This window comes from Burkholderia sp. Bp9004, assembly GCF_003858025.1.
GTDB lineage: Bacteria > Pseudomonadota > Gammaproteobacteria > Burkholderiales > Burkholderiaceae > Burkholderia > Burkholderia diffusa.
The window spans coordinates 43,542-67,363 of record NZ_QTQD01000006.1; the positions used below are offsets into that span (position 1 = coordinate 43,542).

A 23,822-nucleotide genomic window follows, 5' to 3' on the forward strand; every position below is an offset into this window, starting at 1 on the left:
CCGCTACGCAAATCGCCGCATCGATGGTCCGACCCCGCGCAACTGCGAATGCCGCCACCGCCCGCGTTTCCCGCCCTGCCCGCCCGCTTCCATTACAATGCGCGGGATTTTTCCGATTTCAGGCCGTCCCCCGCCTTTCTGAATAGAGGTTTCCATGATCATCAAACCGCGCGTGCGTGGCTTCATCTGCGTGACGACACATCCGGTCGGCTGCGAAGCCAACGTCAAGGAACAGATCGACTACGTGACTTCGCACGGCCCGATCGCCAACGGCCCGAAGAAGGTGCTCGTGATCGGCGCGTCGACGGGCTATGGCCTCGCCGCCCGGATCTCGGCCGCGTTCGGCTCGGGCGCGGACACGCTGGGCGTGTTCTTCGAGCGCGCCGGCAGCGACACGAAGCCGGGCACCGCCGGCTGGTACAACAGCGCCGCGTTCGAGAAGTTCGCCGCGCAAAAGGGGCTCTATGCGCGCAGCATCAACGGCGACGCATTCTCCGACAAGGTCAAGCAGATCACGATCGACACCATCAAGCAGGATCTCGGCAAGGTCGACCTGGTCGTCTACAGCCTCGCGGCACCGCGCCGCACGCATCCGAAGACGGGCGAAACGATCAGCTCGACGCTGAAGCCGGTCGGCAAGTCGGTCACGTTCCGCGGCCTCGACACCGACAAGGAAGTGATCCGCGAAGTCTCGCTCGAGCCGGCGACGCAGGAAGAGATCGACGGCACCGTCGCCGTGATGGGCGGCGAGGACTGGCAGATGTGGATCGACGCGCTCGCTGAAGCCGGCGTGCTGGCCGACGGCGCGAAGACGACCGCGTTCACGTATCTCGGCGAGCAGATCACGCACGACATCTACTGGAACGGCTCGATCGGCGAAGCGAAGAAGGATCTCGACAAGAAGGTGCTGTCGATCCGCGACAAGCTGGCCGCGCACGGCGGCGACGCCCGCGTGTCGGTGCTCAAGGCCGTCGTCACGCAGGCGAGCTCGGCGATTCCGATGATGCCGCTCTACCTGTCGCTGCTGTTCAAGGTGATGAAGGAAAAGGGCACGCACGAAGGCTGCATCGAGCAGGTTTACGGGCTCCTGAAGGACAGCATGTACGGCGCGACGCCGCACATCGACGACGAAGGCCGCCTGCGCGCGGACTACAAGGAACTCGATCCGCAAGTGCAGGCCGAGGTCGTCGCCATGTGGGACAAGGTGACGAACGAGAATCTGTACGAGATGACCGACTTCGCCGGCTACAAGACCGAGTTCCTGCGCCTGTTCGGCTTCGAGATCGCCGGCGTCGACTACGACGCGGACGTGAACCCGGACGTGAAGATCCCGGGCATCATCGACACCACGGTCTGACGACCGTGCCCGCCGCGCGCGACGCGTGGCGGCGGGCCGACTCTCCAGCAGCGAAGCCCGAACGGCGTCACCCCGTCGGGCACCGCCGCCGGCAGCGCGGTTCGCACTTGCCGTGCGAGCGCGTCGGCGGCGCCATCCGCGTATCGGGCGATCGCGTCCCGCGCTATTTCACCGCCCTTGCGGCATCCCACAGCGGCTGTCCACCCAGCGCCGCATGCCACGCGCCGAAACGCGCGCGCCACGACTCGAACGGCTCCGTCAGCGGATGACGAGGATCGTCGCTGAGCGCATACGCCATCCCCTCGATCAGCCAGCGCGGCTTGGTCGCCACCGCGAGGTTGCCGAGCACTTCGGCCTGACGATGATGGATCAGCTCGTGCGCAAGAAAGTAGGTCTGCCAGCCGCGCGGCGCGACGACCACGCCGAAATCCCCGAGCGTCAGGGCCGCGCGCTCGCCGAGACCGAACTTGTCGGCACACTCGCGCGTCGAGCAGAACACGACGCGCGGTGCCTCGCGAAACGGGCCCACGGCCGCCGCCGCGCGCGCATAACCGTCGCGATAGAGCTGCTGCGCGGCGTCGAACTTCGCGGCATCGTCCGTGCAGATGTCCGCGCTGGGGCAAGACACGCCGGGAAGCAGCGCGGGCGCGACGACGCGTAGCGGCTTGACGAGCGCATAGGCGGCAATCGGCACCGCGACGAGCAGGCCCGTGAGGGCGAAGGCGACATGGGAGCGTTTCATCGAGGCGGCGATTCCGTTGGCATGGCGGTGGCGTGTTCCAGCACGAATATATCGGAGCGGCGCCGTCGCCGTCCGACATTTTTCCGTCCAGCGTCCGGCGTCCGGCCCACGGCCCCGCTCCGCCGCACTGCGCGCCGATCGCGAACCGGAGTGCGATCGCATCCAGCCCGGTTACGCGAGCTGCTTGTGAAAATACGTCGTCGCGCACAATGCGCCGTCGGGCATCAGCGCGAAGTTCGGCACGACGCCGACGCGCTGCCAGCCGGCCCGCTCGTACAGACGCTCGGCATCGCCGCCCGTCACGGTGTCGAGCACGAGCACGGTCTTGCCGGCATCGCGCGCGGCTTCGTCGGCAGCCGTCAGCAGCCGCGCCGCGATCCCCTGCCGGCGTGCATGGCGCGACACGAGCATCTTCGCGATGTCCGCGCGATGCGGCTGGTTCTCCGGCTGCGCGGTCACGACCTGAACGGTACCGACGATCCGGCCGGCGACGTCCTCGGCGATGAGCAGGATGCGCTCGCCGCCCGCGACGCCATCGGCGACGCGCGTCCAGAACGCAACGGCGGTCGAACGCTCGATCGGCAACATGAAACTGACGGACGCGCCACCCTCGACGCAATCGATCAGCACGTCGGCCAGCGCGTCGATGCGCGCATGCGCTTCGCTCGCATCGAGGCGGCGCACGGTCACGGGTTCGGTCATACCCTCTCCGGTATATCAGGTGGGGCACGCGTTCGGTCGGCGTGCGCCCGGATCGTATGGAACGCCGGCGTGCGGTCGATGCATGCATAACGGCGGCCGGTGCACGGCAACACGGCGCCCGGCCCGATTGGCGCGTGTTACCGCCCCATCATGCTACGCGATGAAAAATCCGGCTGAATCGCCTATGCTTAGCCACATGGCTAACTTTCAACCCGGCATCAGCGACGTATTCCACGCACTCGCCGATCCGACACGCTGCGCGATCGTCGGCGCGCTCGGCAATGGCGGGCGGACCGTTTCGGCACTGGCCGCGCCGTTCGACATGGCGCTGCCATCGTTCATGAAGCATCTCGCGGTGCTCGAGCGCAGCGGCCTCGTCACGACCCGGAAGACTGGCCGCTCGCGCACCTGCGAGCTGGTCGCCGGCCGGCTGGCGGAGGCGGAGCAGTGGCTCGCCGCGCAGCGCGCGCACTGGGAAGCGCGCTCCGATCGTCTCGTGGAATTCGTCGAACGCCGTCACCAGGAGGAGCAAGCGCATGTCAGCCAGCCACGTCGACCCCGCCGAAGCCCATGACCTCGTCATCACGCGCACGCTGCGCGCGCCGCGCCAGGCACTCTGGCGCGCATGGACCGACCCGGAATTGCTGAAGCAATGGTGGTGCCCGAAACCGTGGACCACCGAAGTGCACGCGTTCGACCTGCGCCCGGGCGGCGCCTTCCACACGTTCATGCGCGGCCCCGACGGCGGCACGAGCGACAACCCCGGCTGCTTCCTCGACATCGTGCCGGAAGCGCGAATCGTATTCACGTCGATGCTCACGGGCGGCTGGCGGCCGCAGGTGCCGTGGCTGGGCTTCACGGCCGTCATCACGATGGCCGACGACGACGCCGGCTGCCGCTACGAGGCGCGCGTGATGCACCCTGATGCCGCCACGCGCGAGCGGCACGAGGCCCTCGGCTTTTTCGATGGCTGGAACATCTGCATCACGCAGCTCGACGAATTCGCGGCCGCGTTGCGCTGAATGCGGCCGCATGCGCGGGCCATTGCATGCGGCCGCGCGCGCGCCTAGGATTCCTGAAGGGAGCATGACGAGACGCCGGCATCCGGCGTGCGCCGTCGTGCGCGTTCCGCGGGAGGCCATATGCTGCACATGCATACGCATTCGACCCGGGTCAGCCGGCACCTGAACGCGCCGCGCGAGTGCGTCTACCGCGCGCTGCTCGATCCGCGCGCCGTCGAACAATGGAAAGTGCCTGACGGCATGACGTGCCGCGTGCACGCATACGACGCGCGCGAAGGCGGCGCGCTGCGCGTGTCGCTGAGCTACGACGCACCTTCGGACGGCACCGGCAAGACCACCGCGCACACCGACACCTATCACGGCCGCTTCGTGACGCTCGTGCCGGACCAGAAGATCGTCGAAATCGACGTGTTCGAAACCGACGATCCGATGCTGCGCGGCGCGATGACGGTCACGATCATGCTGTCCGACGAAGCAGGCGGCACACGCATCGATGCGGTACATGACGGTGTGCCGCCCGGCGTGCCGGCCGCCGACAACGAGGCCGGCTGGCAAATGGCGCTCGCCCGGCTGGCCGCGCTGGTCGAGACGGGCTAGCGCGAGGCGACGGGCGCAGGACGCATCAGCCGAGCCGGTACGCGCGCGTGACGGTCCCGCGGAACAGCGCATCGCGCTCGCTCGGGCCCGCATGCGCGGTCAACCGCTTGAACGCGTTCCAGCCGTTCACGTACGAATACGAACCCTTGTCGACCGGGAAATTGCTCTCTAACATGCAGCGCTCGGCGCCGAACGCCTCGATGCACGTGAGCATCCACGGCTTCCATGCGTCGGCGAGCTGTTCGGACGACGGCGGCCGCGCGCCCTTCTCGAAATCGAAGCCGTTGATCCGCATGCCGAGGCCACCGACCTTCACGAATACGTTCGGCAGCCGGGCAAGTTCGCGCATCGATGTCCGCCAGCGCTCGAAGACTTCCGGCCGCTTGTCCGCGTAGCTCGCGATCCGCACGACGCCGCCACAGTGATTGACGACGATCCGCGTGTCGGGGTTCGCCTTCGCGAGATCGAACAACTCCGGCAACTGAGGAAAGAACAGCCACGCGTCGTACGACAACCCGAGCGGCGCGAGCTGCGCGACGCCGGTCCGGTACGCGGGATCGAGCAGCAGCCCGCGCGGCACCGCCGACAACGGGTTGGCGAGCGACGGGTCGGCATCCCACGTGCTCAGGTGCCGCACGCCGCGAAAGCGTCCGCGCCCCGCATCGAGATGCGCTTCGAGCACGTCGCGCACGCGTGCGCCGAGCCGCAGGTCCGCATGCCCGACGATGCCTTTCGCGACGGCCGGACCGCTTCGCTGCAGCGGCTCCGTCACGCCGGCCACGTATGCCGTCTCGCCGACAGGCTTCAGTTCGACCGGCCCGGCATCGCGATAGCGCGTCAGCGCCTGCATGTAGACGGAGGCCTGGATGTTGTGTCCGGCGCGCGCATCCTGAAGATAGTCGTCGAGCATGTAGATCCAGCCCGGCCGCTCGTAGAAGTGATGGTGCGCATCGACGATCGGCAGATCCGGTTCGAGCGCGGGCTCGAGCGCCGAGGCAAGCCAGTCGTTGCGCACCGCGAGATAGTTGCTTTGCGTCGTCATGCGGGAAGCTCCGTTTTCAGCCGGCGCGCGCATCTCGGCACATGCGGGCAGTGCGAGCGATGCGGCGGCCGCACCGAGCAAGCGGCGTCGTTTTATCGAGATGGCCATGTCATTCGCTCCGGTCGAACGCGTACAGCGACAGCGTCAGCAGCGTCGTGAGCGCCAGCACGATCGCGAGGCCGAGCATCCCGGCCGTGAAGGTGCCGAAGCTGTCCTTCAGGTAGCCGACCAGATACGGGCCCGCGAATCCGCCGAGCGCGCCGATCGAATTGATCAGCGCGAGTCCGCCGGCCGCGGCCTCGCCGGACAGGAAGCGCGAAGGCAGCGTATAGAAGATCGTGCGTCCGGCAATCGTGCCGACCAGCGCGAGCGTGATGCCGACCAGCGCCGGCCCGAGCGTCAGGAAATGGGTCGACACGCCGAGCGCCACCGCGCCGATGGCGAGGCCGATCGCGAGGTTCGCGATCGGGCCGCCGCGCCGGTCCACCCGCTTCGCCCACCACAGCAGCGCGATCGTCGCGAAGAAGTAAGGCACCGCGGACAGCCAGCCGGTCTGCATCGTCGACATCCCGTGCGCCTTCAGCATCTGCGGCAGCCAGATGCCGATGCCGTACGAGCCCATCGTGAAGCCGAACGAGATCAGCGCGAGCAGGTACACGCGCACGTCGCGCAACGCGACGCCGAAACGCTTCTTGCGGCCGGCGGCGCCTTCGCGCTCGAACGCGCGCTGCAGTGCGGCACGCTCGTCGTCCGACAGCCAGGCGGCCGTGGCCGGGGAATCGGACAGCAGCTTCAGGACGAGAAAGCCGAGCGCGCACGCGGGCAGCCCTTCGACGATGAACATCCACTTCCAGCCCGCGAGACCGAGCGCGCCGTCCATCTGCAGCAGCCACGTCGACAGCGGACCGCCGATCAGCGACGACAGCGGCGTCGACACGGTGAACCAGGCGAGCACGCGCGTGCGGTAACTCGCCGGAAACCACACGGCGAGGAAAAAGATCACGCCCGGGAAAAAACCGGCCTCGCCGATGCCGAGCAGCAACCGGATCACATAGAAACTGGCCGGGCCCGCCGCGAGCGCGGTCGCCGCCGCGATCAATCCCCACGTGATCATGATGCGAGCCAGCCAGCGCCGCGCACCGAAGCGGTACAGCGCGAGATTGCTCGGCACTTCGAACAGGCAATAGCCGGCGAACATGATCCCCGCGCCCCAGCCGAACTGCGTGGCGGTCAAGCCGAGATCGCGGTTCATCGTCAGCGCCGCGAACCCGACGCTCGTGCGGTCGAGATAGTTGAAGAAATACGCGAGCGCGAGCAGCGGAATGAAGCGCCATGCGGCCTTGCGCACGGCCCGTTGCTCGATCGTCGCGTCGGTCTCGCGATCGGCGGCCAGCGCCGGGGAAGCGGATGTCATGGTTGTCTCCGTGGATGCGGCGGTCCGCGCCCGCACGATCGCGCGGCCGGGATGCCCTGTGTTCGTTCGATGGATCGCGGCGGCGCTACGCGCTCGCCACTTCGTTCGGCGACGGCACATCGCCCGGCATGGCCGGCGGTTGATCGTGCGCGCCGTGCGCGTGCCGCCCCGCGACGACGCCGGCTTCGATCAGCGCCCGCGCGTCGTCCGGCGTATAGCCGAGCTCGCCGAGCAGCGCGCTGGTGTCCTGGCCGAGCGCGGGCGGCGCCGAGCGCAGCCGCAGGCGCTCGCCCGCGAGCGTGAGCGGCAGCATCGCGGTACGCGTGTCGACCGGGCGGCCGGCGCTGCTCGCATCGGCCGGCAGCGTCACGGCTTCGAGGCCGCCCGTCGCCAGCAGATGCGGATCGTCGAACAAGTCCTGCGGCTTCGTGATCGGCGCATACGGCAGGCCGATCGATTCGAAGATCGCGCCGATCTCCGCAGCCGAATGCGCGGCGAGCCGCGCACGCAGTTCGGGCAGCAGCCAGTCGCGGGCCTGCACGCGAAGGTTGTTCGTTGCGAGGCGCGCATCGTCCTTCAGCGCGGCGAAACCGAACGCGTCGCAGAACAGCGCCCACTGCGTGTCCGACACCACCGCAAGAAAGATCTGTTCGTTATCCTTGACGGAGAACACGTCATAGACCGCCCATGCGGAGATCCGGCTCGGCATCGGCGACGCGGCCTGCCCCGTCACCGCGAACTGCATCATGTGCTGCGCGACGAGGAACACGTTGTTCTCGAACAGCGAGCTCTGCACCTGCTGCCCGCGGCCGGTGCGTTCGCGCTGCGCGAGCGCGGCCATCGCGCCGATCGCGCCGAACATCCCGCCCATGATGTCGTTCACGCTCGACCCCGCACGCAGCGGCCGGCCTTCGGGGCCCGTCATGTACGCGAGGCCGCCCATCATCTGCACGACTTCGTCGAGCGCGGTGCGATGTTCGTACGGGCCCGGCAGGAAGCCCTTGTGCGACACGTACACCAGGCGCGGATTCAGCGAGGACAGCGCGGGATAACCGAGGCCGAGCCGGTCCATCGTGCCGCTCTTGAAGTTCTCGCTGAACACGTCCGCCGTCGCGACGAGCCGCCGCACGATCTCGAGCCCGCGCGGATCCTTCACGTCGACCGCCATGCTCTTCTTGTTGCGGTTGAACATTCCGAAGAAACCCGCGCCGGAACCGCGCAACGCACGCGTGCTGTCGCCCGCGATCGGTTCGATCTTGATGACTTCCGCACCGAGATCCGCGAGCAGCATGCCGCAGGTCGGGCCCATCACCATGTGCGTCATCTCGATCACGCGCACGCCTTCGTACGGCAGCGGCGAAGCCGGTTGGCGATCGTTCATTGCGCGACTCCGGTCAGGCAGCCTTCCGGCTGGGCCGCGGTCGGCGCACGGCCGTCCGCATAATGAAAACCCTTCGGCAACCCCGCGTCCGGCACGTGGCCGTACAGCGCCTCGGCCGGCAGCGCCGCCTGCAGGATCGCGCGCGCGGCGAGCAGCGCGTCGACGTCGATGCCCGTGTCGTACCCCATCGACTCCAGCAGGAACACCAGGTCCTCGGTCACGACGTTGCCGGTCGCGCCGGGCGCATACGGGCAACCGCCCAGGCCGCCGAGGCTCGCGTCGAGCGTCGTCACGCCTGCGTCGAGCGCCGCGACGACGTTGGCGAGCCCCTGCCCGCGCGTGTTGTGGAAGTGCGCGCCGCCGGCCTTGCCGCCGACTTCGCGCCGCAGGCGCATGAACAGCCGGCGCACCTGCGCCGGATTCGCGTAACCGCTCGTATCGGACAGGCCGATCTCGTCGACGCCGCATTCGGCCATCGCGACGGCCATCGCGATCGTCTCGTCGTCGGCGACCGCGCCGGCGATCGTGCAGCCGAACGCCACCGACACGCCCGCCTCGATCTGCACCGACGGAAAACGCGCATCGCGCAGCGCGACGATCGCGCGCACTTCGTCGATCATCTGCGCCGGCGTCTTGCGGATGTTCGCGAGCGAGTGCGCTTCGGTCACCGATACCGGCAACGTCAGCTTGTGAACCCCCGCGTCGAACGCGCTTTCGGCGCCCCGCAGGTTCGGCGCGAGCGCGGCGACGTGCAGCCCCGGAATCGCGAGCGCATGGGCGACGACTTCCCGCACGTCGGCCATCTGCGGCAACAGCCGCGCGGGCACGAACGACCCGACCTCGATCTCGCGCAGCCCGGCTTCGGCGAGCGCGGTGATCCAACGCAACTTGTCGGCCGTCGGCATCACGGCCTTGATGCTCTGCAGGCCGTCACGCGGACCGACCTCGCTGACCAGCACCTTCGGACTTTCGGAAACACGCATTCGACACCTCAAGATTCTATCTGAAAGAACACCGTTCTGTTTGACGGAACTTTAGAGGCGTGTCGAATCGGCTGTAAGCGGGGTATACCCGTGAAATTGCGGTTTTTTGGAACTTGAGTTCTGTCAGACAGAACGATATAGTCGGTCAACCGCCACCGAAAGGAACAACGCGCCGTGCCCCCGACCTCGACTCCCGCAGATCACACCGACGAAATGCCCGACTCGTCGGCCGAAGCCTCCAGCGGCGTCGCCGTCCTCGATCGCGCGTTCGCGATCCTCCACGCTTTCGGGCAAACCGACGACCGGCTGTCGCTCGCGGAACTGTCGCGCCGCACCGGGCTGTACAAGAGCACGATCCTGCGCCTGCTCGCCGCGCTGGAGCACGGCGGCTTCATGCGCAAGCTCGACGACGGCCAGTACGCGGTCGGACACGAGCCGTTGCGGCTTGCCGCGCTGTATCAGCGCTCGTTCCGGGTCGGCCCGGTCGTCGAACCGTTGCTCGAGACGCTCAGCCGCGAACTCGGCGAGACGGCATCGTTCTACGTGCGCCATGGCGACATGCGCTCCGTGCTCTACCGCGTCGAACCCACGCGCACGGTGCGCGTGTCGATCCGGGTCGGCGAGGAGTTTCCGGTTCACCAAGGGGCGTCGGGGAAGGTGCTGCTCGCGTTCACCGAGCCGCACGATGCGCGCTGGAACGACGTGCGCGAACAGTTGTGGGCCGCGTCCTACGGCGAGCGCGACCCGGAAACCGCGTCGGCGTCCGTGCCGGTGTTCGGCGCGGCCGGCGACTGCGTCGGCGCACTGACGGTGTCCGGTCCGCAATCGCGGCTTGCCGCCGCGCCGGCGATGGCCGCGGCGCTCGCGATGCTGTTGCCGCTCGCGCAGAAGGCGACCGTCGCGCTCGGCGGCGCAGGCGCGCGCTACGATGCGCAAGCCGTGCGCGACAGTCTCGCCCGGTTCGCGGTACCGGACGGCCCCGCCCAGCCCTAACCGGCCGCGCGCATGCGGCGATGAGGCAGCGCAAAAGGCGGCCGCATGCGACACTGGCCGTCGACGCATGCAGCACGCCGTCGAACGGCGCCGCACATGCAACCGCCGTCCGGACACGCAAGGGAACCCCACGATGAACGCCGCGCGCACCGCCACCTGGTATTTCGATTTCGTTTCGCCGTTCGCGTATCTGCAGCAGGAACGGTTCGACCAATTACCGCCTGCCGCCGCATACGAGCCGAAGCCGATCGTGCTCGGCGCGCTGCTCGCACACTGGGGCCAGAAGGCGCCGGCCGAGATCGCGGCGAAGCGCATCTTCACGTATCGCCACGCGCAATACCGCGCGGACAAGCTCGGCATTCCGTTCCGGATGCCGCCCGCCCATCCGTTCAACCCGATCCGGCCGCTGCGCCTCGCGATCGCGATGGGCGGCTCGCCCGACGCGATCCGGCGGATCTTCCGCCACATCTGGCGCGACGGCCAGGACGTATCGACGCCGGATGGCTTCGCCGCGCTGTGCGAGGCGGTCGGCTTTCCGGAAGGCGTGACGGCCGTCGAAGCCCAACCGGTGAAGGACGCGCTGCGTGCGAACACCGATCAGGCGATCGCGCACGGCGTGTTCGGCGTGCCGACCTTCGAACTCGACGGCGACCTGTTCTGGGGCGAAGACGCGACCGACATGTTCGTCGACTGCGCGACGTCGCGCGCGTGGCTCGACTCGCCCGAAGTGCGCCGCATCAGCGCGCTGCCCGAAGGTATCCGGCGCGGTTGACGACACGCGCGACGACGCTTGCGTGTCGCGCCCTTCGACGAGCAGCGGGCTTCGCGCATCATCGCGACGAAGTCCACGAGCAGCGCTTGGGGCGCGAGCGCTGCAGGCAAATGCGGAGCGGGCAGCCCAACACGGCTTGCACACCTTTTCTTTTTATTTTCGTTCGGTGCTTCGCGGCCCGGCGCAGCACGGCAGATCCGCGCGGGATGTGACGCGCATTCGGTCATCCGATGCAAGTGCGCGATCGCCCACCGGATTATCCAGTTCAACACATTATTTTTCGACGATGCGCAGTGAACGCGCGCGCAACCGTCAGATGATTCGACATGACCGCGCCGCACGGTCATTCCCAATCCGGCCCCATCGGAAAATCACGTTTTCTAAGGGGAATCCCGGTATTTTTTCCCATTTTCTTCGAAATTACCGGTGACATACTTGCCCCCCATTGCGCTCCCGTGCGAGCGCGCTTCCTGATCCCTGCCGGTCGCGTGTCATGTGCTGCGTGTCCGCCGGGGTCGCAGAACATGAACAATTTCGACACCGCGATCCAGACCTTCCTCACCCACATCACGTTCGGACCGCTGATGAATCACGCGATCCGTGTGATCGCCGGCCTCTATACGTTCAAGGGCTTCATCCTCATCCCCGTGCTGTGCTGGCTGTGGTTCCAGCCGGGACCGGAACGCGAACGGCAACGCGAGCTGGTCATCGCGACGGTCGCGAGCGGGCTCGTCGCGCTCGCGTTCGGCCGGCTGCTCGCGAAAGTCCTGCCGTTCCGCGTGCGGCCGATCTACAACCCCGATCTGCACCTGCACTTCCCGTCCGAGGAACTGCGCGCGGCCACGCTTCAGGCGTGGAGTTCGTTTCCGAGCGATCACGCGATGCTGTGGATGGCGATCGCAACAGGCATCTTCATCATCGCGCGCCGGGCCGGCGTGCTCGCGCTGCTGTATGCGGTCGTGTTCATCTGCGTGCCGCGCGCGTATCTCGGCTATCACTATCCGACCGACCTGATCGCCGGTGCCGCGATCGGCATCGCGATCGCGTGGCTGCTGACGCGCGATGCGATTCGATCGCGCTTCGCGCCGCAGGTGCTGGAGGCGATCCGGCGCTTCCCCGCGCCGGCCTATACGCTCGCGTTCCTGCTGTGTTTCGAGCTGATCACGCAGTTCGACGAACTGCTGACGCTCGCGCAGTCGGTCAAGCATACGGCGATGTAACGGGACGGCGCCGCCATGCATCCGCTGCTGTCGTCACGACGCCCAGGCACGCGCTGCCGGCCCTGCGCGGCGGCATCACGCCATGCGCACGCCGCCGGTCAGGTCGCCGCCGCGTCGGCACCCGCGGCCGCGCATGTCAGTCGCGATCGGGCGCGCCGAGCGGGAAGAACGCACGATACGGCCGCGCTTCGTCGACCGCCCGCGCGAACGACGGCCGCGCAAGCAGCCGCTTGCGATACGCGATCACGTTCGCGAACGACGGGTCGATCCGGTGCGTCCAGTCCGCGTAGAACAGGAACGGCGCCGCGCCGCAGTCGGCGAGGCTGAAGCGGTCGCCGGCCGCCCACTCGCGATCGGCCATCGTGCGATCCAGCCACGCATACGACGTTTCGAGCATCGCGCGCGCGTCGGCGACACCCCGCGCATCGCGCTCGTGCGCCGGACGCAGCGCATCGAACACGACCTTCTGCTGCGGCGTCGATACATAGTTGTCGAAGAAGCGATCCATCGTCCGCACTTCCAGCGCCGCGCGCCGGTCGTCGGGCACGAGTCGCACGGGGCCCGGATGGTAGAGGTCGAGGTATTCGACGATGATCGTCGCCTCGATCACGGTGCGGCCCGCGTCGACGAGCACCGGGAAACGCTTCATCGGCCATAGCGCGGCCAGTTCCTGCATCGGCTTCGGATCGTCGTGCGCGAGCACGCGATACGCGAACGGCGTGCCGTTCTCGTACAGCGCGGTCAGCACCTTCTGGCAGTAGGACGAAAAGGGATGGGCGTATAGCGTCGGCGTCATCGCGGGGCTCTCGGGTTTCGGCGCCGCGTCATGCGGCGCCATGTGATCGGATACCTTGACGACGAACGGCGCCTCGCCGATTCGACAGCGGCCCGAACATTTTTTTGTATGCGGTATCGCGCCGTTACGACCGGCCGTCCATCACGACGCGACCTTCGCCGCGCCAGCGCAGCATCCCGCCGCCGAGGTTCGCGACCGCATCGAAACCGGCCTTCAGGAGGATCACCGTCGCCTGCGCGGAGCGGCCGCCGGCACGACACACGGTCACGATCGGCCGGTCGCGCGCGAGCTCGTCGGTGCGCGAGGCCAGTTCGCCGAGCGGAATCGGCGTCGCGCCGGGCAGATGGCCGAGCGGGCCCGAGAATTCGTCCGGCTCGCGCACGTCGACGACCTGCACCTCCGGCAGGTGATCTTCGAGCCACTGCGGATCGATTTCCCAGAACCCGGCGAACGTGTAGACGAGCGGCGCCCAGTCGGCCACCGCGTGCGCGTCGGGTGCGTTCGCAGCCACGCCGCACTGCAGGTTCGCCGGCACCGCGACGTCGATCTGGCGCGGATGCGCGAGCCCGAGATTGCGCATGTAGCCCGCGAAATCGTCCTCGCTGAGATCGCCGCCGAGGCGCGGGTTGAAGCGCCGCTCCTCGCCGACGCTCGTCACCGTCAGCCCGCGATAGTCGTGCGCGGGATACAGCAGGCAGGCGGCCGGCAGCGTGAACAGCCGGCCGTGCACCGCGCGATACAGCGCGCGCGGGTCGCCCTGCTGGAAATCCGTGCGGCCGGTGCCGCGTATCAGCAGGCAGTCGCCGGTGAACGCCATCGATTCGTCGTCGAGCACGAGGCTGATGCAGCCGCTCGTGTGGCCCGGTGTCGCGCGAACGGTGAGGTAGCGCGTGCCGAATGCGCAGCGATCGCCGTCGTTCAGGTAACGGTCGGCGCCCTGCGCGCCGCTCGCGGCCGAAATCGCGATCGCACTGCCGGTGCGCTGCTTCAGCAGCCACGCACCCGTCACGTGATCGGCGTGCACGTGCGTGTCGACGGTCGCGACGAGCCTTAGCCCGAGTTCGTCGAGCAGTGCCGCGTCGCGTCGCACCTGCTCGAACACGGGATCGATCAGCAGCGCTTCGCGCGATGCGCCGTCGGCAAGGAGGTACGTATAGGTCGACGATTGCGGGTCGAAGAGTTGCCGGAAGATCATGGCGAAGTCGCTCCGTCGGCTGGGCGTGCGGGTTGTGCGGATAGTGCGAAGGGTGCCGGTTGCGACACCCGCCGCGCGGGGCGCGCGTTCATACAGGGTAGTGCAAAACGCGCACGCCACCCGCATCGTTGCATGATGTGAGGTGTCATGCCGCGCCCGTAGCGTCGCGCGCGCTGCCTTACACTACCGCCTGTTCTCGTCTTACGTTCACAGGAATTGCGTCGACATGTCGATGACGATCGATCCGAAGCAGGCCGCCGCGCTGCTGGCCGTCGCCGACACCGGCAGCTTCGAGCAGGCCGCCGTGCGCCTGCACGTGACCGCATCCGCCGTCACGCAGCGGGTGCGCGCGCTGGAGGCGAGCCTCGGCACGCCGCTCGTGCTGCGCACGCGTCCGTGCCGGCCGACGGTGGCCGGACAGCGCGTGCTGCAGCACCTGCGCCGCGTCGCGCTGCTGCAGGCCGACCTGCAAAGCACGCTCGCGGCCGAGCGCGAATCGCCGATCTCGGTCACGATCGCGCTGAACTCCGACAGCCTCGGCACCTGGTTCCTGCCCGCACTGACGTCGGTGCTCGCGGGCGAGCGCATCCTGTTCGAGCTGATCGTCGAGGATCAGGATCACACGTTCGCGCTGCTCGAAAGCGGGATGGCCGTCGGTTGCGTGACGACCGAGCCGAAGCCGATGCGCGGCTGCGTCGCGACGCCGCTGGGCACGATGCGCTACCGGCTGCTCGCGGCCGCCGCGTTCGCCGGGCGCTGGTTCCCGCGCGGCCTGAGTCGCACGAGCGCGCGCGTCGCACCGGTCGTCGCGTATTCGCGGCGCGACACGCTGCAGTCCACGTTCCTCAAGGAGAAATTCGGGTTGCCCGAAGGCGCGTATCCGTGCCATTACGTGCCGGGCACGCACGCGCATTTCGCGGCGGTGCGGCACGGGCTCGGCTACGCGATGGTGCCGGAGCCGCTGATCGGCGGCGCGCCGCTCGACGCGCAGGGACTCGTCGATCTCGCGCCCATGCATCCGACCGATATCGCGCTCTACTGGCACGCATGGACCGTGCAGTCGCCGACGATGGCATCGCTGTCCACGCGGGTGGTCGAAGCGGCGCGCCGACTGCTCGCGCCGCTGTCGTGACGAGCGTCGCCGGCACGTCGCCTATACTTTTTTCATCGGCCTCGCGAACGCGCCGCGCGGCCGATCACGCACATCCAGCCGTTCCCTTTCCCGTGAGGAGAACATCATGTCCCGCCGCTATATCGATTGCCGCGAGTTTCCCAGCGCGATGCATTGCTCGGTCGCGATTTCCGCCGACTCCGACAACGAACTCCTGGAGGCCGCCGTGCAGCATGCGGTCTCGGTGCACCAGCACACCGACAGCGCAGAACTTCGCACGCAGCTGAAAGCACTGTTCCGCGACGGCACGCCGCCCGCCGACATGCCCCGGCACGCGTAGTCCACCGGCACGCCAGATATCGACAGACGGGCCACAGCACCGCCCCGTCGCCTCCCCACTCCCGCTTCGCGCCGCGCCTGCGCCCCCGGCGCCGGCCGGCGCATTCCACCTTACGCGCGCCGCTGCGCGAAATACGCGCCAACCGCGTCGATGAAGGTATCGATATCCGCGCGCGACACGTCGCAGTGCGTGACGAAGCGCGACGCGTACAGCATCTGCGTGAGGATCCCGCGTTCCTTCAGCCACGCCTCGAGCGGCGCGCAATCGGCTTCGGGGAATTGCGCGAACACCATGTTCGTCGCATGCGACAGCACCTTCACCGGCTCGATGCGCGCGAGGCCGGCGGCGAGATGCGCGGCGTTCGCGTGATCGTCGGCGAGCCGCTCGACGTTGTGGTCGAGCGCATACAGGCAGGCCGCCGCGAGTATGCCGGACTGCCGCATCCCGCCGCCGAGCACCTTGCGCCAGCGCTGCGCGCGCTCGACCAGCGCGCGATTGCCGACCAGTACCGAACCGACCGGTGCGCCGAGCCCTTTCGAGAAGCAGATCGACACGGTATCGAACGGCGCGCATAGTTCGGCGATCGGGCGGCCCGACGCGACGGCCGCATTGCACACGCGCGCGCCGTCGAGGTGCGTCGCCAGCCCGCGGCTGCGCGCGAACGCGACGACTTCCTGCACATAGCCGTCCGGCAATACCTGGCCGCCGATCGTATTTTCGAGCGCGAGCAGGCGCGTGCGGGCGAAGTGGTTGTCGAGCGGCTTGATCGCCGCGGCGATCTTCGCGAGCGGCAGCGTGCCGTCCGGCGCATTCTCGATCGGCTGCGGCTGGATGCTGCCGAGCACGGCCGCGCCGCCGCCTTCGTACTTGTAGGTGTGGGCGAGCTGGCCGACGATGTATTCGTCGCCGCGTTCGCAATGCGCCATCAGCGCAGCCAGGTTGCTTTGCGTGCCGCTCGGGAAGAACAGGCCGGCCTCCTTGCCGGCCCGCTCGGCCGCGACCGCCTGCAGGCGCAGCACGGTCGGGTCGTCGCCCCATACGTCGTCGCCGACTTCGGCGGCAGTCATTGCGGCCAGCATCGCCTGGCTCGGACGTGTAACGGTATCGCTGCGTAAATCGATCATCTTCGTGCCCTGAGTGAACGCGGACCGGAACCGATGCGCCCGGCCCTGCCGAAACGAGACTCAGAGTGTACGCAATTCGCGCAGCGCCTGCCGATGCATCGCGCCGCCCAAGGAAGCGGCGCTCGATCGCGCGCCACCGCCGCACGATCCCCCCGCGACCGGCACGAAGCGACGCGCCCCGCGCCGGGGCGGGGAGTCCGGCATTCGGGGCGGCATCGTCAATAGCGCGGCGGCGGTGGCTGGACACCCGGCGGCGGCATCGGCGGTGCCGCGCGCTGCGCGCCTCCGACATATCCGCCGCTCATCCCTCCCGGCACCGGCACGCGGTTGCCGGTTGCGTACATGCATTGCAGATACGCGTAGTCGTAGCGGCGCTGGACGTCGTAGGCCGAGCCCTGCGCGGCGCCCGCGCCCACGACGCTGCCCGCGAGCAGCCCGGCACCCGCGCCGACGGCCGCACCGGAGCCGCCGTTGAACGCGGCGCCCGCAGCCGCGCCGAGCGCGGTGCCGACGGCCGCGCTGCCGACCGCGCTCGCGGTGGACGCCTGCCCGGCGCTCACGCCGCCCGATTGCTGGAACGCGTACTGGCGGCAGTTCGCATCGTCGACGCGGAACTGGTCGAACGACTTGCCGGTGCCCGGCAGCGCCATCACGCTGGGCCCGGTCGGCATGTACGCGCACGCGCCGAGCAGGCCGGCCAGCGCCAGCACGGCCGGCACACGCAGCGATCGAATCATGGGGTTCATCGTCGGGCCTCCCTCATTGCGGCCGCGCCGGCACCGATCGCCAGCCCGACTTGCAGGTCTTCACATACGGGTAGTAATGCTTCGACGCGTCGCAGTAGTACCAGACGTCCGCGCCGCCTTGCTGCGGCTGGTCCTTCTCGACGTACTCCGGCGGCGGACCGGGATCGACGGGCACCACGACGACGGGCGGCGGGTAGTAGTACGGCGCCGGAACGACCGGGTAGTAATACGGGTAACCGGGGCCGACGTACACGCCGACCCGGGCGGCATGCGCGACGCCGCCCGTCGCGACGGCCACCGCGGCGACCGCGCCCAGTGCGAGCTTCAATCCATTCACGTCACGTTCTCCGGCAGGACGGTTCGTCGATACGAACCGGACATATCGAACGCTACGCCGTGCGCGATTCGCCAGCCATTACAGGCGCGGGCGCCAATGTTGCGCGACATTACCCATGTAACCGGCCCCGTCAGCCAGGGCCCGCCAGCGGGACTGCACGCGTTACGCGTCAACGCGCCGAAACGGACTGGCCACAGGCGGCGGCGCCACGCAGCACGCCGGTTCGCAACGCGCCGTTCCGATGACGCGACGCGCCATATTGACGCACGTGCGACAGACCGCCACGTCACGATCGCGCACGCGACGACCGGTGTTGTTGATACGAATCAACGATTTATCCCGAAAACGCGCGCGGCGGACTGGACATCTGCGACGAGTTGGCGCATTTCGCGGCGCAATATCGCGGCACATACTCCAGCCAACCCCGATGCCCCGTCGGCCGGGGTCCGCCGGCACCCGCCGGCGGGTATCGTCAGCCTCGGTCAACTGGTATGGACACCGCTTTTTCGGCCCTCGATCTGGCCCGCCTGCAATTCGCGTTCACCGTCTCCTTTCACATCGTCTTCCCGGCGCTGAGCATCGGCCTCGCCAGCTTCATCGCCGTGCTCGAATATCGCTGGCTGAAGACCGGCAAGCAGTACTACAAAACCCTCTGCCTGTTCTGGTCGAAGATCTTCGCGGTCGCGTTCGGGATGGGCGTCGTCTCCGGCGTGGTGATGAGCTATCAGTTCGGCACCAACTGGTCGGGCTTCTCGAGCTTCGCCGGCGCCGTCACCGGCCCGCTGCTGATGTACGAGGTGATGACCGCGTTCTTCCTCGAAGCCGGCTTCCTCGGCATCATGCTGTTCGGCTGGAATCGCGTGAGCCCGCGCGCGCACTTCGGCGCGACGCTGATGGTCGCGATCGGCACGCTGATCTCGACGTTCTGGATCCTCGCGTCGAACAGCTGGATGCAGACGCCGCAAGGCTTCGAGATCGTCGACGGCCGCATCGTGCCGACCAACTGGTTCGCGATCATCTTCAACCCGTCGTTCCCGTACCGCCTGTTCCACATGGCGATCGCCGCGTTCATCGTCGCCGCGCTCGTCGTGGCCGCGACGGGCGCCTGGCACCTGTTGAAGGGGCGCCGCGACAAGGGCGTGAAGAAGATGTTCTCGATGGCGCTGTGGCTGCTGCTGGTGCTCGCGCCGCTGCAGGCCGTGATCGGCGACCAGCACGGCATCAACACGCTGAAGCACCAGCCCGCGAAGATCGCCGCGATCGAAGGGCTGTGGGAAACCGAAAAGGGCGGCACTGCGCTCAACCTGTTCGGCATTCCGGACATGCAGGCGGAGACCACCCGCTACGCGGTGAAGGTGCCGCATCTCGGCAGCCTGATCCTCACGCACAGCTGGGACGGCGAGATCCGCGGGCTCAAGGACTTCCCGCCCGAGGACCGCCCGAACTCGACGGTCGTGTTCTGGAGCTTCCGGATCATGGTCGGCCTCGGCTTCGCGATGATCGGCCTCGCCGCGCTCGCATGGCTGCTGCGCCGCCGCGGCACGCTGTATGAATCGAAGTGGTTCCAGCGCTTCGCGCTCGTGATGGGTCCGACCGGCTTCGTGTCGTTGCTCGCGGGCTGGGTGACGACCGAAGCGGGCCGCCAGCCGTGGGTCGTGTATGGCGTGATGCGCACCGCGCAGGCCGTGTCGCCGCTTTCGGTGCAGCAGGTCAGCCTGTCGATGATGACGTTCGTGATCGTGTACTTCCTCGTGTTCGGCACCGGTGTGTACTACATGCTGAAGCTGATGAAGGCCGGCCCCGCGCTGCCCGACGTCAAGCACGACCCGAAACACGACATGCCCGACACGCGCCCCGATCACACCGCGCGCCGCCCGATGTCGGCCGTCGACGAGCTGATCGAGACCGTCTGAGCCCACCCCATTCGCAAACGAGAAAACCTATGGACGTCACCGTAATCTGGGCCGCGATCATCGCATTGGGGCTCTTCATGTACGTCGTGCTCGACGGCTTCGACCTCGGCATCGGCATCGTCTTCCCGTTCTTCCCGGACGAGAAGGAACGCGACCTGATGATGAACACCGTCGCGCCCGTGTGGGACGGCAACGAGACGTGGCTCGTGCTCGGCGGCGCCGGGCTGTTCGCGGTGTTCCCGGTCGTCTATTCGACGGTGCTGTCGGCGCTGTACCTGCCGCTGATCTTCATGCTGGTGTGCCTCATCTTCCGCGGCGTGTCGTTCGAGATCCGCGCGAAGGCGCGGCGCACGAAGCAGCTGTGGGATCTCGCGTTCATCGGCGGCTCGGCCGGCGCGACGCTGTTCCAGGGGATCGCGCTCGGCGCGTTCCTGCAGGGCATCGACGTGAAGGATGGCGTGTACGCCGGCGGGGCGTTCGACTGGCTCACGCCGTTCAGCCTGCTGACGGGCCTCGGCCTGATCGTCACGTATGCGCTGCTGGGCTGCTGCTGGCTCGTCGCGAAGACGGAAGGCGACCTGCAGCGGCGCCTGCATCGCGTCGTGTGGCCGCTGACCGTCGTGCTGCTCGGCTTCATCGCGGTCGTCAGCCTGTGGACACCGCTACAGGATCCGGCCATCGCGCAGCGCTGGTTCGATTCGGGGCTGTTCTGGCGCCTGCTGCCGGTGCCGTTCCTGGTCGCCGGGTGCGCGGTGTGGATGCGTCGCGCGGTGCGCGACCGGCACGACATGACGCCGTTCGTGCTCGCGCTGGCGCTCGTGCTGCTCGGCTACGTCGGCCTGCTCGTCACGCTGTTCCCGTATGCGATTCCCCAGACGATGACGATCTGGGAAGCGGCGGCACCGCGTTCGAGCCAGACCTTCACGCTGGTCGGCGCAGCGGTTATCCTCCCGATCATCATCGCCTACACGACGATGGGTTACTGGGTATTCCGAGGCAAGGTGCGCCATGAAGACCAGCATTACTACCACCACTGATTCCGCCGCTCGCCAGCCCGACGCGCCGCGGCCACGGATGCGCGGCTGGATGTGGTTCGTCGTGCTGTGGGCGGGCGGCGTGCTCGGCGCCGTCACGCTCGGCTATGCGTTCAAGATCTTCATGAACCTGACGCTGTTCGCGGTGAAGTAAGCTGCGCGGCCGCGTCGATCGAACGACGATCGGAGCGGCCGTTTTCATATCGCCGGCCGATGTTTCCGATTCGCCGGCCTCGCCGGCGCCGCGCGCCTCTCCCCTACCGCCGCTCGCGCAGCGCCGCCTCGATCTTGCGATCGGTCTTGTACTGGCTCAGCGCATACACCGACCAGATCGCGGCCGGCAGCCAGCCGATGATCGTGAGCTGCAGGATCAGGCAGATCACACCGGCGATCGGGCGGCCGATCGTGAAGAACTGGAACCACGGCAGCAAGAGGGCAAGCAGCAGACGCATCGGATTTCCTTTTTCTCATCAATGAGGAACAACGTGCGCGGCCAATATGGCGCGTCATGCCCCTCATTTCAAGCCGACCTGCTCCGAACCGGACAGCCATCGCGCAACGCGCGCGACGAGCAGGCCCGCTTCGTCGAAACGCTCGACGCCCGCCACCTGCGGCGCGTCGCAGATGCCGAACACCGGCTTGCCCCATTGCAGCCCCAGCGCGATTTCCGACAACGTGCCGAGACCGCCGCCGACCGCGATCAGGCACACTGACGCGCGCGCGATCAGCGCGTTGCGCGTAATGCCGAGCCCGGTCGGCAGCGCAACGGTCAGATACGGATTCGCGTCCCGCGCATCATCCTCGGGCAGCAGCCCGATCGCGCATCCACCCGCGGCCCGCGCGCCGCGCGCGGCGGCCTCCATCACGCCCTGCTTGCCGCCGCCGACGATCGCGATGCCCGTCGCCGCGATCCCGTGCGCGATCCGCTCGGCGACGGCGAGCTGCGTGTCCGTCGCGTCGCGCGGCCCGATCACGCCGACCGGCATCCGGTGCGGTTGCGCGCCGCGCTGTCGCTGCGCGAGTTGCGCCAGCGCGGCGCGCGTGTCGTTCGACCATTCAATGACGTCGTTGCCGTGCAAGTCCTTCCCCCAGTGCAAGAACGCAGGTGCAAAGCGCCGTCAGCACGATCGACAGCACGGCGGCCTGCGAGAAATCGGTCTGTCCGTCGGACAGCTTCAGATACATCAGCAGCGGCAGGATGTTGACCTGCGTGCCGGCCAGCGCGAGCGCCGTGCCGTACGTGCCGAGCGCGATCGCACCCACGAGGCACCACGCGGACGCGATCGACGGCCACAGCTCCCGCCACGCGACGTCGAACCACGCGCGCCACGGCCGTGCGCCGAGCGTGAGCGCCGCCTCGAGCGGCCGCCGGTCGAGATTCGCGAGCGCCGGGTAGAGCATCAGCGCGACGCGCGGGATCAGGTAATACGCATAGGCGAACGCGAGCCCCGGCATCGAGTAGATCGCGCCGCCGACCACGGTCGGGTCCGCGCCGAGCGACGCCAGCAGCATCGTCACGAAACCGGCGCGGCCGAACACGAGGATGAAGCCGTACGCAATCACGAGGCCGGAGAAGGCGAGCGGCACGCCGAGCAGCGCGAGCGACCAGCGGCGGCGCGCCGGCGACTGCCCGGCCAGCACGAACGCGACCGGCACGCCAACGGCGACGGACAGCGTGCCGGCGCCGATCGCGAGCGCCAGCGAACGCACGATCGCGTCGGCGACGAGCGGATCGCCGAACACCGCGGCGAAGGCGCGACCGCCGCCTTCGAATGCGGCGCCGACGAGCGCGGCGAGCGGCAGCGCGAAGCACACCGCGAACAGCGCGGCCGCCGGCGCCGCGCCGTAGCGGCGCAGGACGCCATGCCGCATGGACGAAACCCGCATCGCGCGCCCCTTACTTGCCGAGCGTGGCCTGCGACCAGAGCTGGTCGACTTCGGCCTTGTGCGTCGCGGCCTTCGCGACGTCGAGCGGACGCACCTGCGGCGCGTTCGGCAGCTTCGCGGCAACCTCCTGCACGACCGGCGTGCCGGGCACGGCCGGGCGCACGTAGCCCTGCGCGAACAGCGCCTGGCCGACGTCGCTCATCACGAGGTTGAGCCACAATTGCGCGGCGGCCGGATTCGGTCCGTTCTTCACGAGACTCATGGCATACGGCGCCGATACACTGCCGTCCTGCGGGATCACGACTTCGGCCGCATCGCCCATGCCGTCCGTGTACTTGGCCTTGAGCCCGTCGTTCTCGTAGCCGATCAGGATCGGAATCTCGCCCTTGACGAATTTCGCGTAGGGCGTCGTCCCCTCGACGCGCAGCACGTTGCCCGCCTGCTTCAGCTTGCCGAAGAACTCCGCGCCAGGCTTCGGGTTGTCGACGCTGCCGCCGTTCGCATAGGCGGCGGCGAACACGGCGACCTGCCCCTGCCCGGTCGAGCGCGGGTCGAGATAGACGACCGCATTGCGATATTCGGGCTTCAGCAGGTCGGACCAGCGCTGCGGCACGTTCTTCACGAGCTTCTTGTTGACGAGCAACGCGATGTTCAGCGAGTGCACCGCGAACCAGCGGCCGTCGGCCGCGCGAAACACCGTGGGCAGCTTGTCGAAATTGACCGGCTTGAACGGCGCGACGACGTCCTTGGCCGTCGCATCGAGCGCCGACGCCGCGAAGTAGTACGCCGTGTCGGCCTGCGGGCGGCGTCGCGACTTGTCGAGCGCGACGACCGTGGCCGCCGAGCCGATGTCGTTGTACGTGATCTCGACCTTCGGGTAACGCTTGCGGAATTCGGCGAACAGCGACTTCCAGTTCGCCCATTCCGGGCCCGTGTCGAACGACACGACGAGCCCTTCGTCGGCGGCCTTCTCGTACAGCGCATCCTCGCCGGGATACAGCGACGCGGCATGGGCGAGCGCCGGCGCGAAGGTCGCGAACGCGCAGAGCGCCAGCAGGCGGCGGCGCGTCGCATGAAGAAAGTGGCGGCGTGCAGACATCGTGATTCTCCGTTG

At 68.2% G+C, this 23,822-nt stretch carries 27 protein-coding genes; 12 read left to right on the plus strand and 15 right to left on the minus strand.

What is annotated here, in order from left to right; all coding sequences use genetic code 11:
- Positions 1 to 154 precede the first annotated feature (154 nt).
- Positions 155 to 1,357: an enoyl-ACP reductase FabV gene (fabV, locus tag DIE08_RS09225; RefSeq protein ID WP_124901696.1), complete on the plus strand. Its 1,203-nt coding sequence runs from the start codon at positions 155 to 157 to the stop codon at positions 1,355 to 1,357.
- A gap of 163 nt (positions 1,358 to 1,520) precedes the next feature.
- Here the strand turns inward: fabV and DIE08_RS09230 are convergent, their stop codons facing one another.
- Positions 1,521 to 2,099 carry a hypothetical protein gene (locus DIE08_RS09230; protein ID WP_124901697.1) on the minus strand — a complete coding sequence of 193 codons (579 nt, stop codon included), beginning with the start codon at positions 2,097 to 2,099 and terminating at the stop codon, positions 1,521 to 1,523.
- A 171-nt stretch (positions 2,100 to 2,270) separates the two neighbouring features.
- The gene (locus DIE08_RS09235) at positions 2,271 to 2,801 is read right to left on the minus strand and encodes a GNAT family N-acetyltransferase (RefSeq protein WP_124901698.1); all 531 of its coding nucleotides are present in this window, start codon (positions 2,799 to 2,801) and stop codon (positions 2,271 to 2,273) included.
- Positions 2,802 to 2,997: 196 nt separating this feature from the next.
- Here DIE08_RS09235 and DIE08_RS09240 point away from each other — a divergent pair, with 196 nt between their 5' ends.
- The 3 genes from DIE08_RS09240 to DIE08_RS09250 all read left to right on the plus strand — a co-directional run bounded on the left by DIE08_RS09240 (position 2,998) and on the right by DIE08_RS09250 (position 4,420).
- The gene (locus DIE08_RS09240; protein ID WP_124624388.1) at positions 2,998 to 3,375 is read left to right on the plus strand and encodes a helix-turn-helix transcriptional regulator; all 378 of its coding nucleotides are present in this window, start codon (positions 2,998 to 3,000) and stop codon (positions 3,373 to 3,375) included.
- Positions 3,338 to 3,823, plus strand: coding sequence for an SRPBCC family protein (locus DIE08_RS09245; RefSeq protein WP_124901699.1), 486 nt, complete (start codon positions 3,338 to 3,340; stop codon positions 3,821 to 3,823). Before DIE08_RS09240 ends, DIE08_RS09245 begins: the two co-directional genes overlap by 38 nt.
- 120 nt (positions 3,824 to 3,943) lie before the next feature.
- Positions 3,944 to 4,420: an SRPBCC family protein gene (locus DIE08_RS09250; protein ID WP_059608082.1), complete on the plus strand. Its 477-nt coding sequence runs from the start codon at positions 3,944 to 3,946 to the stop codon at positions 4,418 to 4,420.
- Positions 4,421 to 4,445: 25 nt separating this feature from the next.
- Here the strand turns inward: DIE08_RS09250 and DIE08_RS09255 are convergent, their stop codons facing one another.
- From DIE08_RS09255 to DIE08_RS09270, 4 genes are all read right to left on the minus strand, one after another.
- Entirely contained in the window at positions 4,446 to 5,570 is a 1,125-nt protein-coding gene (locus DIE08_RS09255; RefSeq protein ID WP_124901700.1) for an amidohydrolase, read from the minus strand.
- 1 nt (position 5,571) lies between these two features.
- Complete coding sequence (locus tag DIE08_RS09260; protein WP_124901701.1) at positions 5,572 to 6,876, minus strand: MFS transporter; 1,305 nt, start codon at positions 6,874 to 6,876, stop codon at positions 5,572 to 5,574.
- A gap of 85 nt (positions 6,877 to 6,961) precedes the next feature.
- Entirely contained in the window at positions 6,962 to 8,257 is a 1,296-nt protein-coding gene (locus DIE08_RS09265; RefSeq protein WP_124901702.1) for a CaiB/BaiF CoA-transferase family protein, read from the minus strand.
- The gene (locus tag DIE08_RS09270) at positions 8,254 to 9,240 is read right to left on the minus strand and encodes a hydroxymethylglutaryl-CoA lyase (protein WP_124901703.1); all 987 of its coding nucleotides are present in this window, start codon (positions 9,238 to 9,240) and stop codon (positions 8,254 to 8,256) included. The genes DIE08_RS09265 and DIE08_RS09270 overlap by 4 nt, the downstream gene beginning before the upstream one ends.
- A 213-nt stretch (positions 9,241 to 9,453) precedes the next feature.
- Here DIE08_RS09270 and DIE08_RS09275 point away from each other — a divergent pair, with 213 nt between their 5' ends.
- The 3 genes from DIE08_RS09275 to DIE08_RS09285 all read left to right on the plus strand — a co-directional run bounded on the left by DIE08_RS09275 (position 9,454) and on the right by DIE08_RS09285 (position 12,225).
- Positions 9,454 to 10,233 (plus strand): IclR family transcriptional regulator, encoded by a 780-nt coding sequence (locus DIE08_RS09275; protein WP_124901804.1) that lies wholly within the window; start codon positions 9,454 to 9,456, stop codon positions 10,231 to 10,233.
- A 133-nt stretch (positions 10,234 to 10,366) separates the two neighbouring features.
- Entirely contained in the window at positions 10,367 to 11,005 is a 639-nt protein-coding gene (locus DIE08_RS09280; protein WP_124901704.1) for a 2-hydroxychromene-2-carboxylate isomerase, read from the plus strand.
- A gap of 524 nt (positions 11,006 to 11,529) precedes the next feature.
- Positions 11,530 to 12,225 (plus strand): phosphatase PAP2 family protein, encoded by a 696-nt coding sequence (locus DIE08_RS09285; protein ID WP_059608079.1) that lies wholly within the window; start codon positions 11,530 to 11,532, stop codon positions 12,223 to 12,225.
- A 136-nt stretch (positions 12,226 to 12,361) separates the two neighbouring features.
- Here DIE08_RS09285 and DIE08_RS09290 read toward each other — a convergent pair whose 3' ends face one another.
- Positions 12,362 to 13,021 carry a glutathione S-transferase family protein gene (locus DIE08_RS09290; protein ID WP_059608119.1) on the minus strand — a complete coding sequence of 220 codons (660 nt, stop codon included), beginning with the start codon at positions 13,019 to 13,021 and terminating at the stop codon, positions 12,362 to 12,364.
- 124 nt (positions 13,022 to 13,145) lie between these two features.
- On the minus strand, positions 13,146 to 14,216 hold the full coding sequence (locus DIE08_RS09295) for a rhodanese-like domain-containing protein (protein ID WP_124901705.1): 1,071 nt from the start codon (positions 14,214 to 14,216) through the stop codon (positions 13,146 to 13,148).
- Positions 14,217 to 14,442: 226 nt separating this feature from the next.
- Between DIE08_RS09295 and DIE08_RS09300 the strand changes: the two genes are divergently transcribed.
- Both DIE08_RS09300 and DIE08_RS09305 read left to right on the plus strand, forming a co-directional pair.
- Positions 14,443 to 15,348 (plus strand): HTH-type transcriptional regulator ArgP, encoded by a 906-nt coding sequence (locus DIE08_RS09300; RefSeq protein ID WP_059598957.1) that lies wholly within the window; start codon positions 14,443 to 14,445, stop codon positions 15,346 to 15,348.
- A 106-nt stretch (positions 15,349 to 15,454) separates the two neighbouring features.
- Positions 15,455 to 15,667, plus strand: a complete 213-nt coding sequence (locus DIE08_RS09305) for a DUF1059 domain-containing protein (protein ID WP_059598956.1) — start codon at positions 15,455 to 15,457, stop codon at positions 15,665 to 15,667.
- Positions 15,668 to 15,777: 110 nt separating this feature from the next.
- Here the strand turns inward: DIE08_RS09305 and ltaE are convergent, their stop codons facing one another.
- The 3 genes from ltaE to DIE08_RS09320 form a co-directional block, all read right to left on the minus strand.
- The gene (gene ltaE, locus DIE08_RS09310) at positions 15,778 to 16,791 is read right to left on the minus strand and encodes a low-specificity L-threonine aldolase (RefSeq protein ID WP_124901706.1); all 1,014 of its coding nucleotides are present in this window, start codon (positions 16,789 to 16,791) and stop codon (positions 15,778 to 15,780) included.
- Between the two features lie 218 nt (positions 16,792 to 17,009).
- The gene (locus DIE08_RS09315) at positions 17,010 to 17,537 is read right to left on the minus strand and encodes a YMGG-like glycine zipper-containing protein (protein WP_124624412.1); all 528 of its coding nucleotides are present in this window, start codon (positions 17,535 to 17,537) and stop codon (positions 17,010 to 17,012) included.
- Positions 17,538 to 17,550: 13 nt separating this feature from the next.
- Positions 17,551 to 17,874: a hypothetical protein gene (locus DIE08_RS09320; protein ID WP_124901707.1), complete on the minus strand. Its 324-nt coding sequence runs from the start codon at positions 17,872 to 17,874 to the stop codon at positions 17,551 to 17,553.
- Between the two features lie 491 nt (positions 17,875 to 18,365).
- Here DIE08_RS09320 and DIE08_RS09325 point away from each other — a divergent pair, with 491 nt between their 5' ends.
- The 3 genes from DIE08_RS09325 to DIE08_RS09335 are packed head-to-tail and all read left to right on the plus strand — an operon-like array spanning position 18,366 to position 20,975.
- Entirely contained in the window at positions 18,366 to 19,787 is a 1,422-nt protein-coding gene (locus DIE08_RS09325) for a cytochrome ubiquinol oxidase subunit I (protein WP_124901708.1), read from the plus strand.
- A 29-nt stretch (positions 19,788 to 19,816) separates the two neighbouring features.
- On the plus strand, positions 19,817 to 20,824 hold the full coding sequence (gene cydB, locus DIE08_RS09330) for a cytochrome d ubiquinol oxidase subunit II (RefSeq protein WP_059598951.1): 1,008 nt from the start codon (positions 19,817 to 19,819) through the stop codon (positions 20,822 to 20,824).
- Positions 20,796 to 20,975: a hypothetical protein gene (locus DIE08_RS09335; protein ID WP_059598950.1), complete on the plus strand. Its 180-nt coding sequence runs from the start codon at positions 20,796 to 20,798 to the stop codon at positions 20,973 to 20,975. The genes cydB and DIE08_RS09335 overlap by 29 nt, the downstream gene beginning before the upstream one ends.
- Before the next feature lie 103 nt (positions 20,976 to 21,078).
- Here the strand turns inward: DIE08_RS09335 and DIE08_RS09340 are convergent, their stop codons facing one another.
- From DIE08_RS09340 to DIE08_RS09355, 4 genes are all read right to left on the minus strand, one after another.
- On the minus strand, positions 21,079 to 21,273 hold the full coding sequence (locus DIE08_RS09340) for a YqaE/Pmp3 family membrane protein (RefSeq protein ID WP_044848494.1): 195 nt from the start codon (positions 21,271 to 21,273) through the stop codon (positions 21,079 to 21,081).
- 63 nt (positions 21,274 to 21,336) lie between these two features.
- Positions 21,337 to 21,807, minus strand: a complete 471-nt coding sequence (locus tag DIE08_RS09345) for a TIGR00725 family protein (RefSeq protein WP_409360394.1) — start codon at positions 21,805 to 21,807, stop codon at positions 21,337 to 21,339.
- 70 nt (positions 21,808 to 21,877) lie between these two features.
- Entirely contained in the window at positions 21,878 to 22,708 is an 831-nt protein-coding gene (locus tag DIE08_RS09350) for an ABC transporter permease (protein WP_124901710.1), read from the minus strand.
- A 10-nt stretch (positions 22,709 to 22,718) separates the two neighbouring features.
- Positions 22,719 to 23,807, minus strand: coding sequence for an extracellular solute-binding protein (locus tag DIE08_RS09355; RefSeq protein ID WP_124901711.1), 1,089 nt, complete (start codon positions 23,805 to 23,807; stop codon positions 22,719 to 22,721).
- Between the last annotated feature and the right edge of the window lie 15 nt (positions 23,808 to 23,822).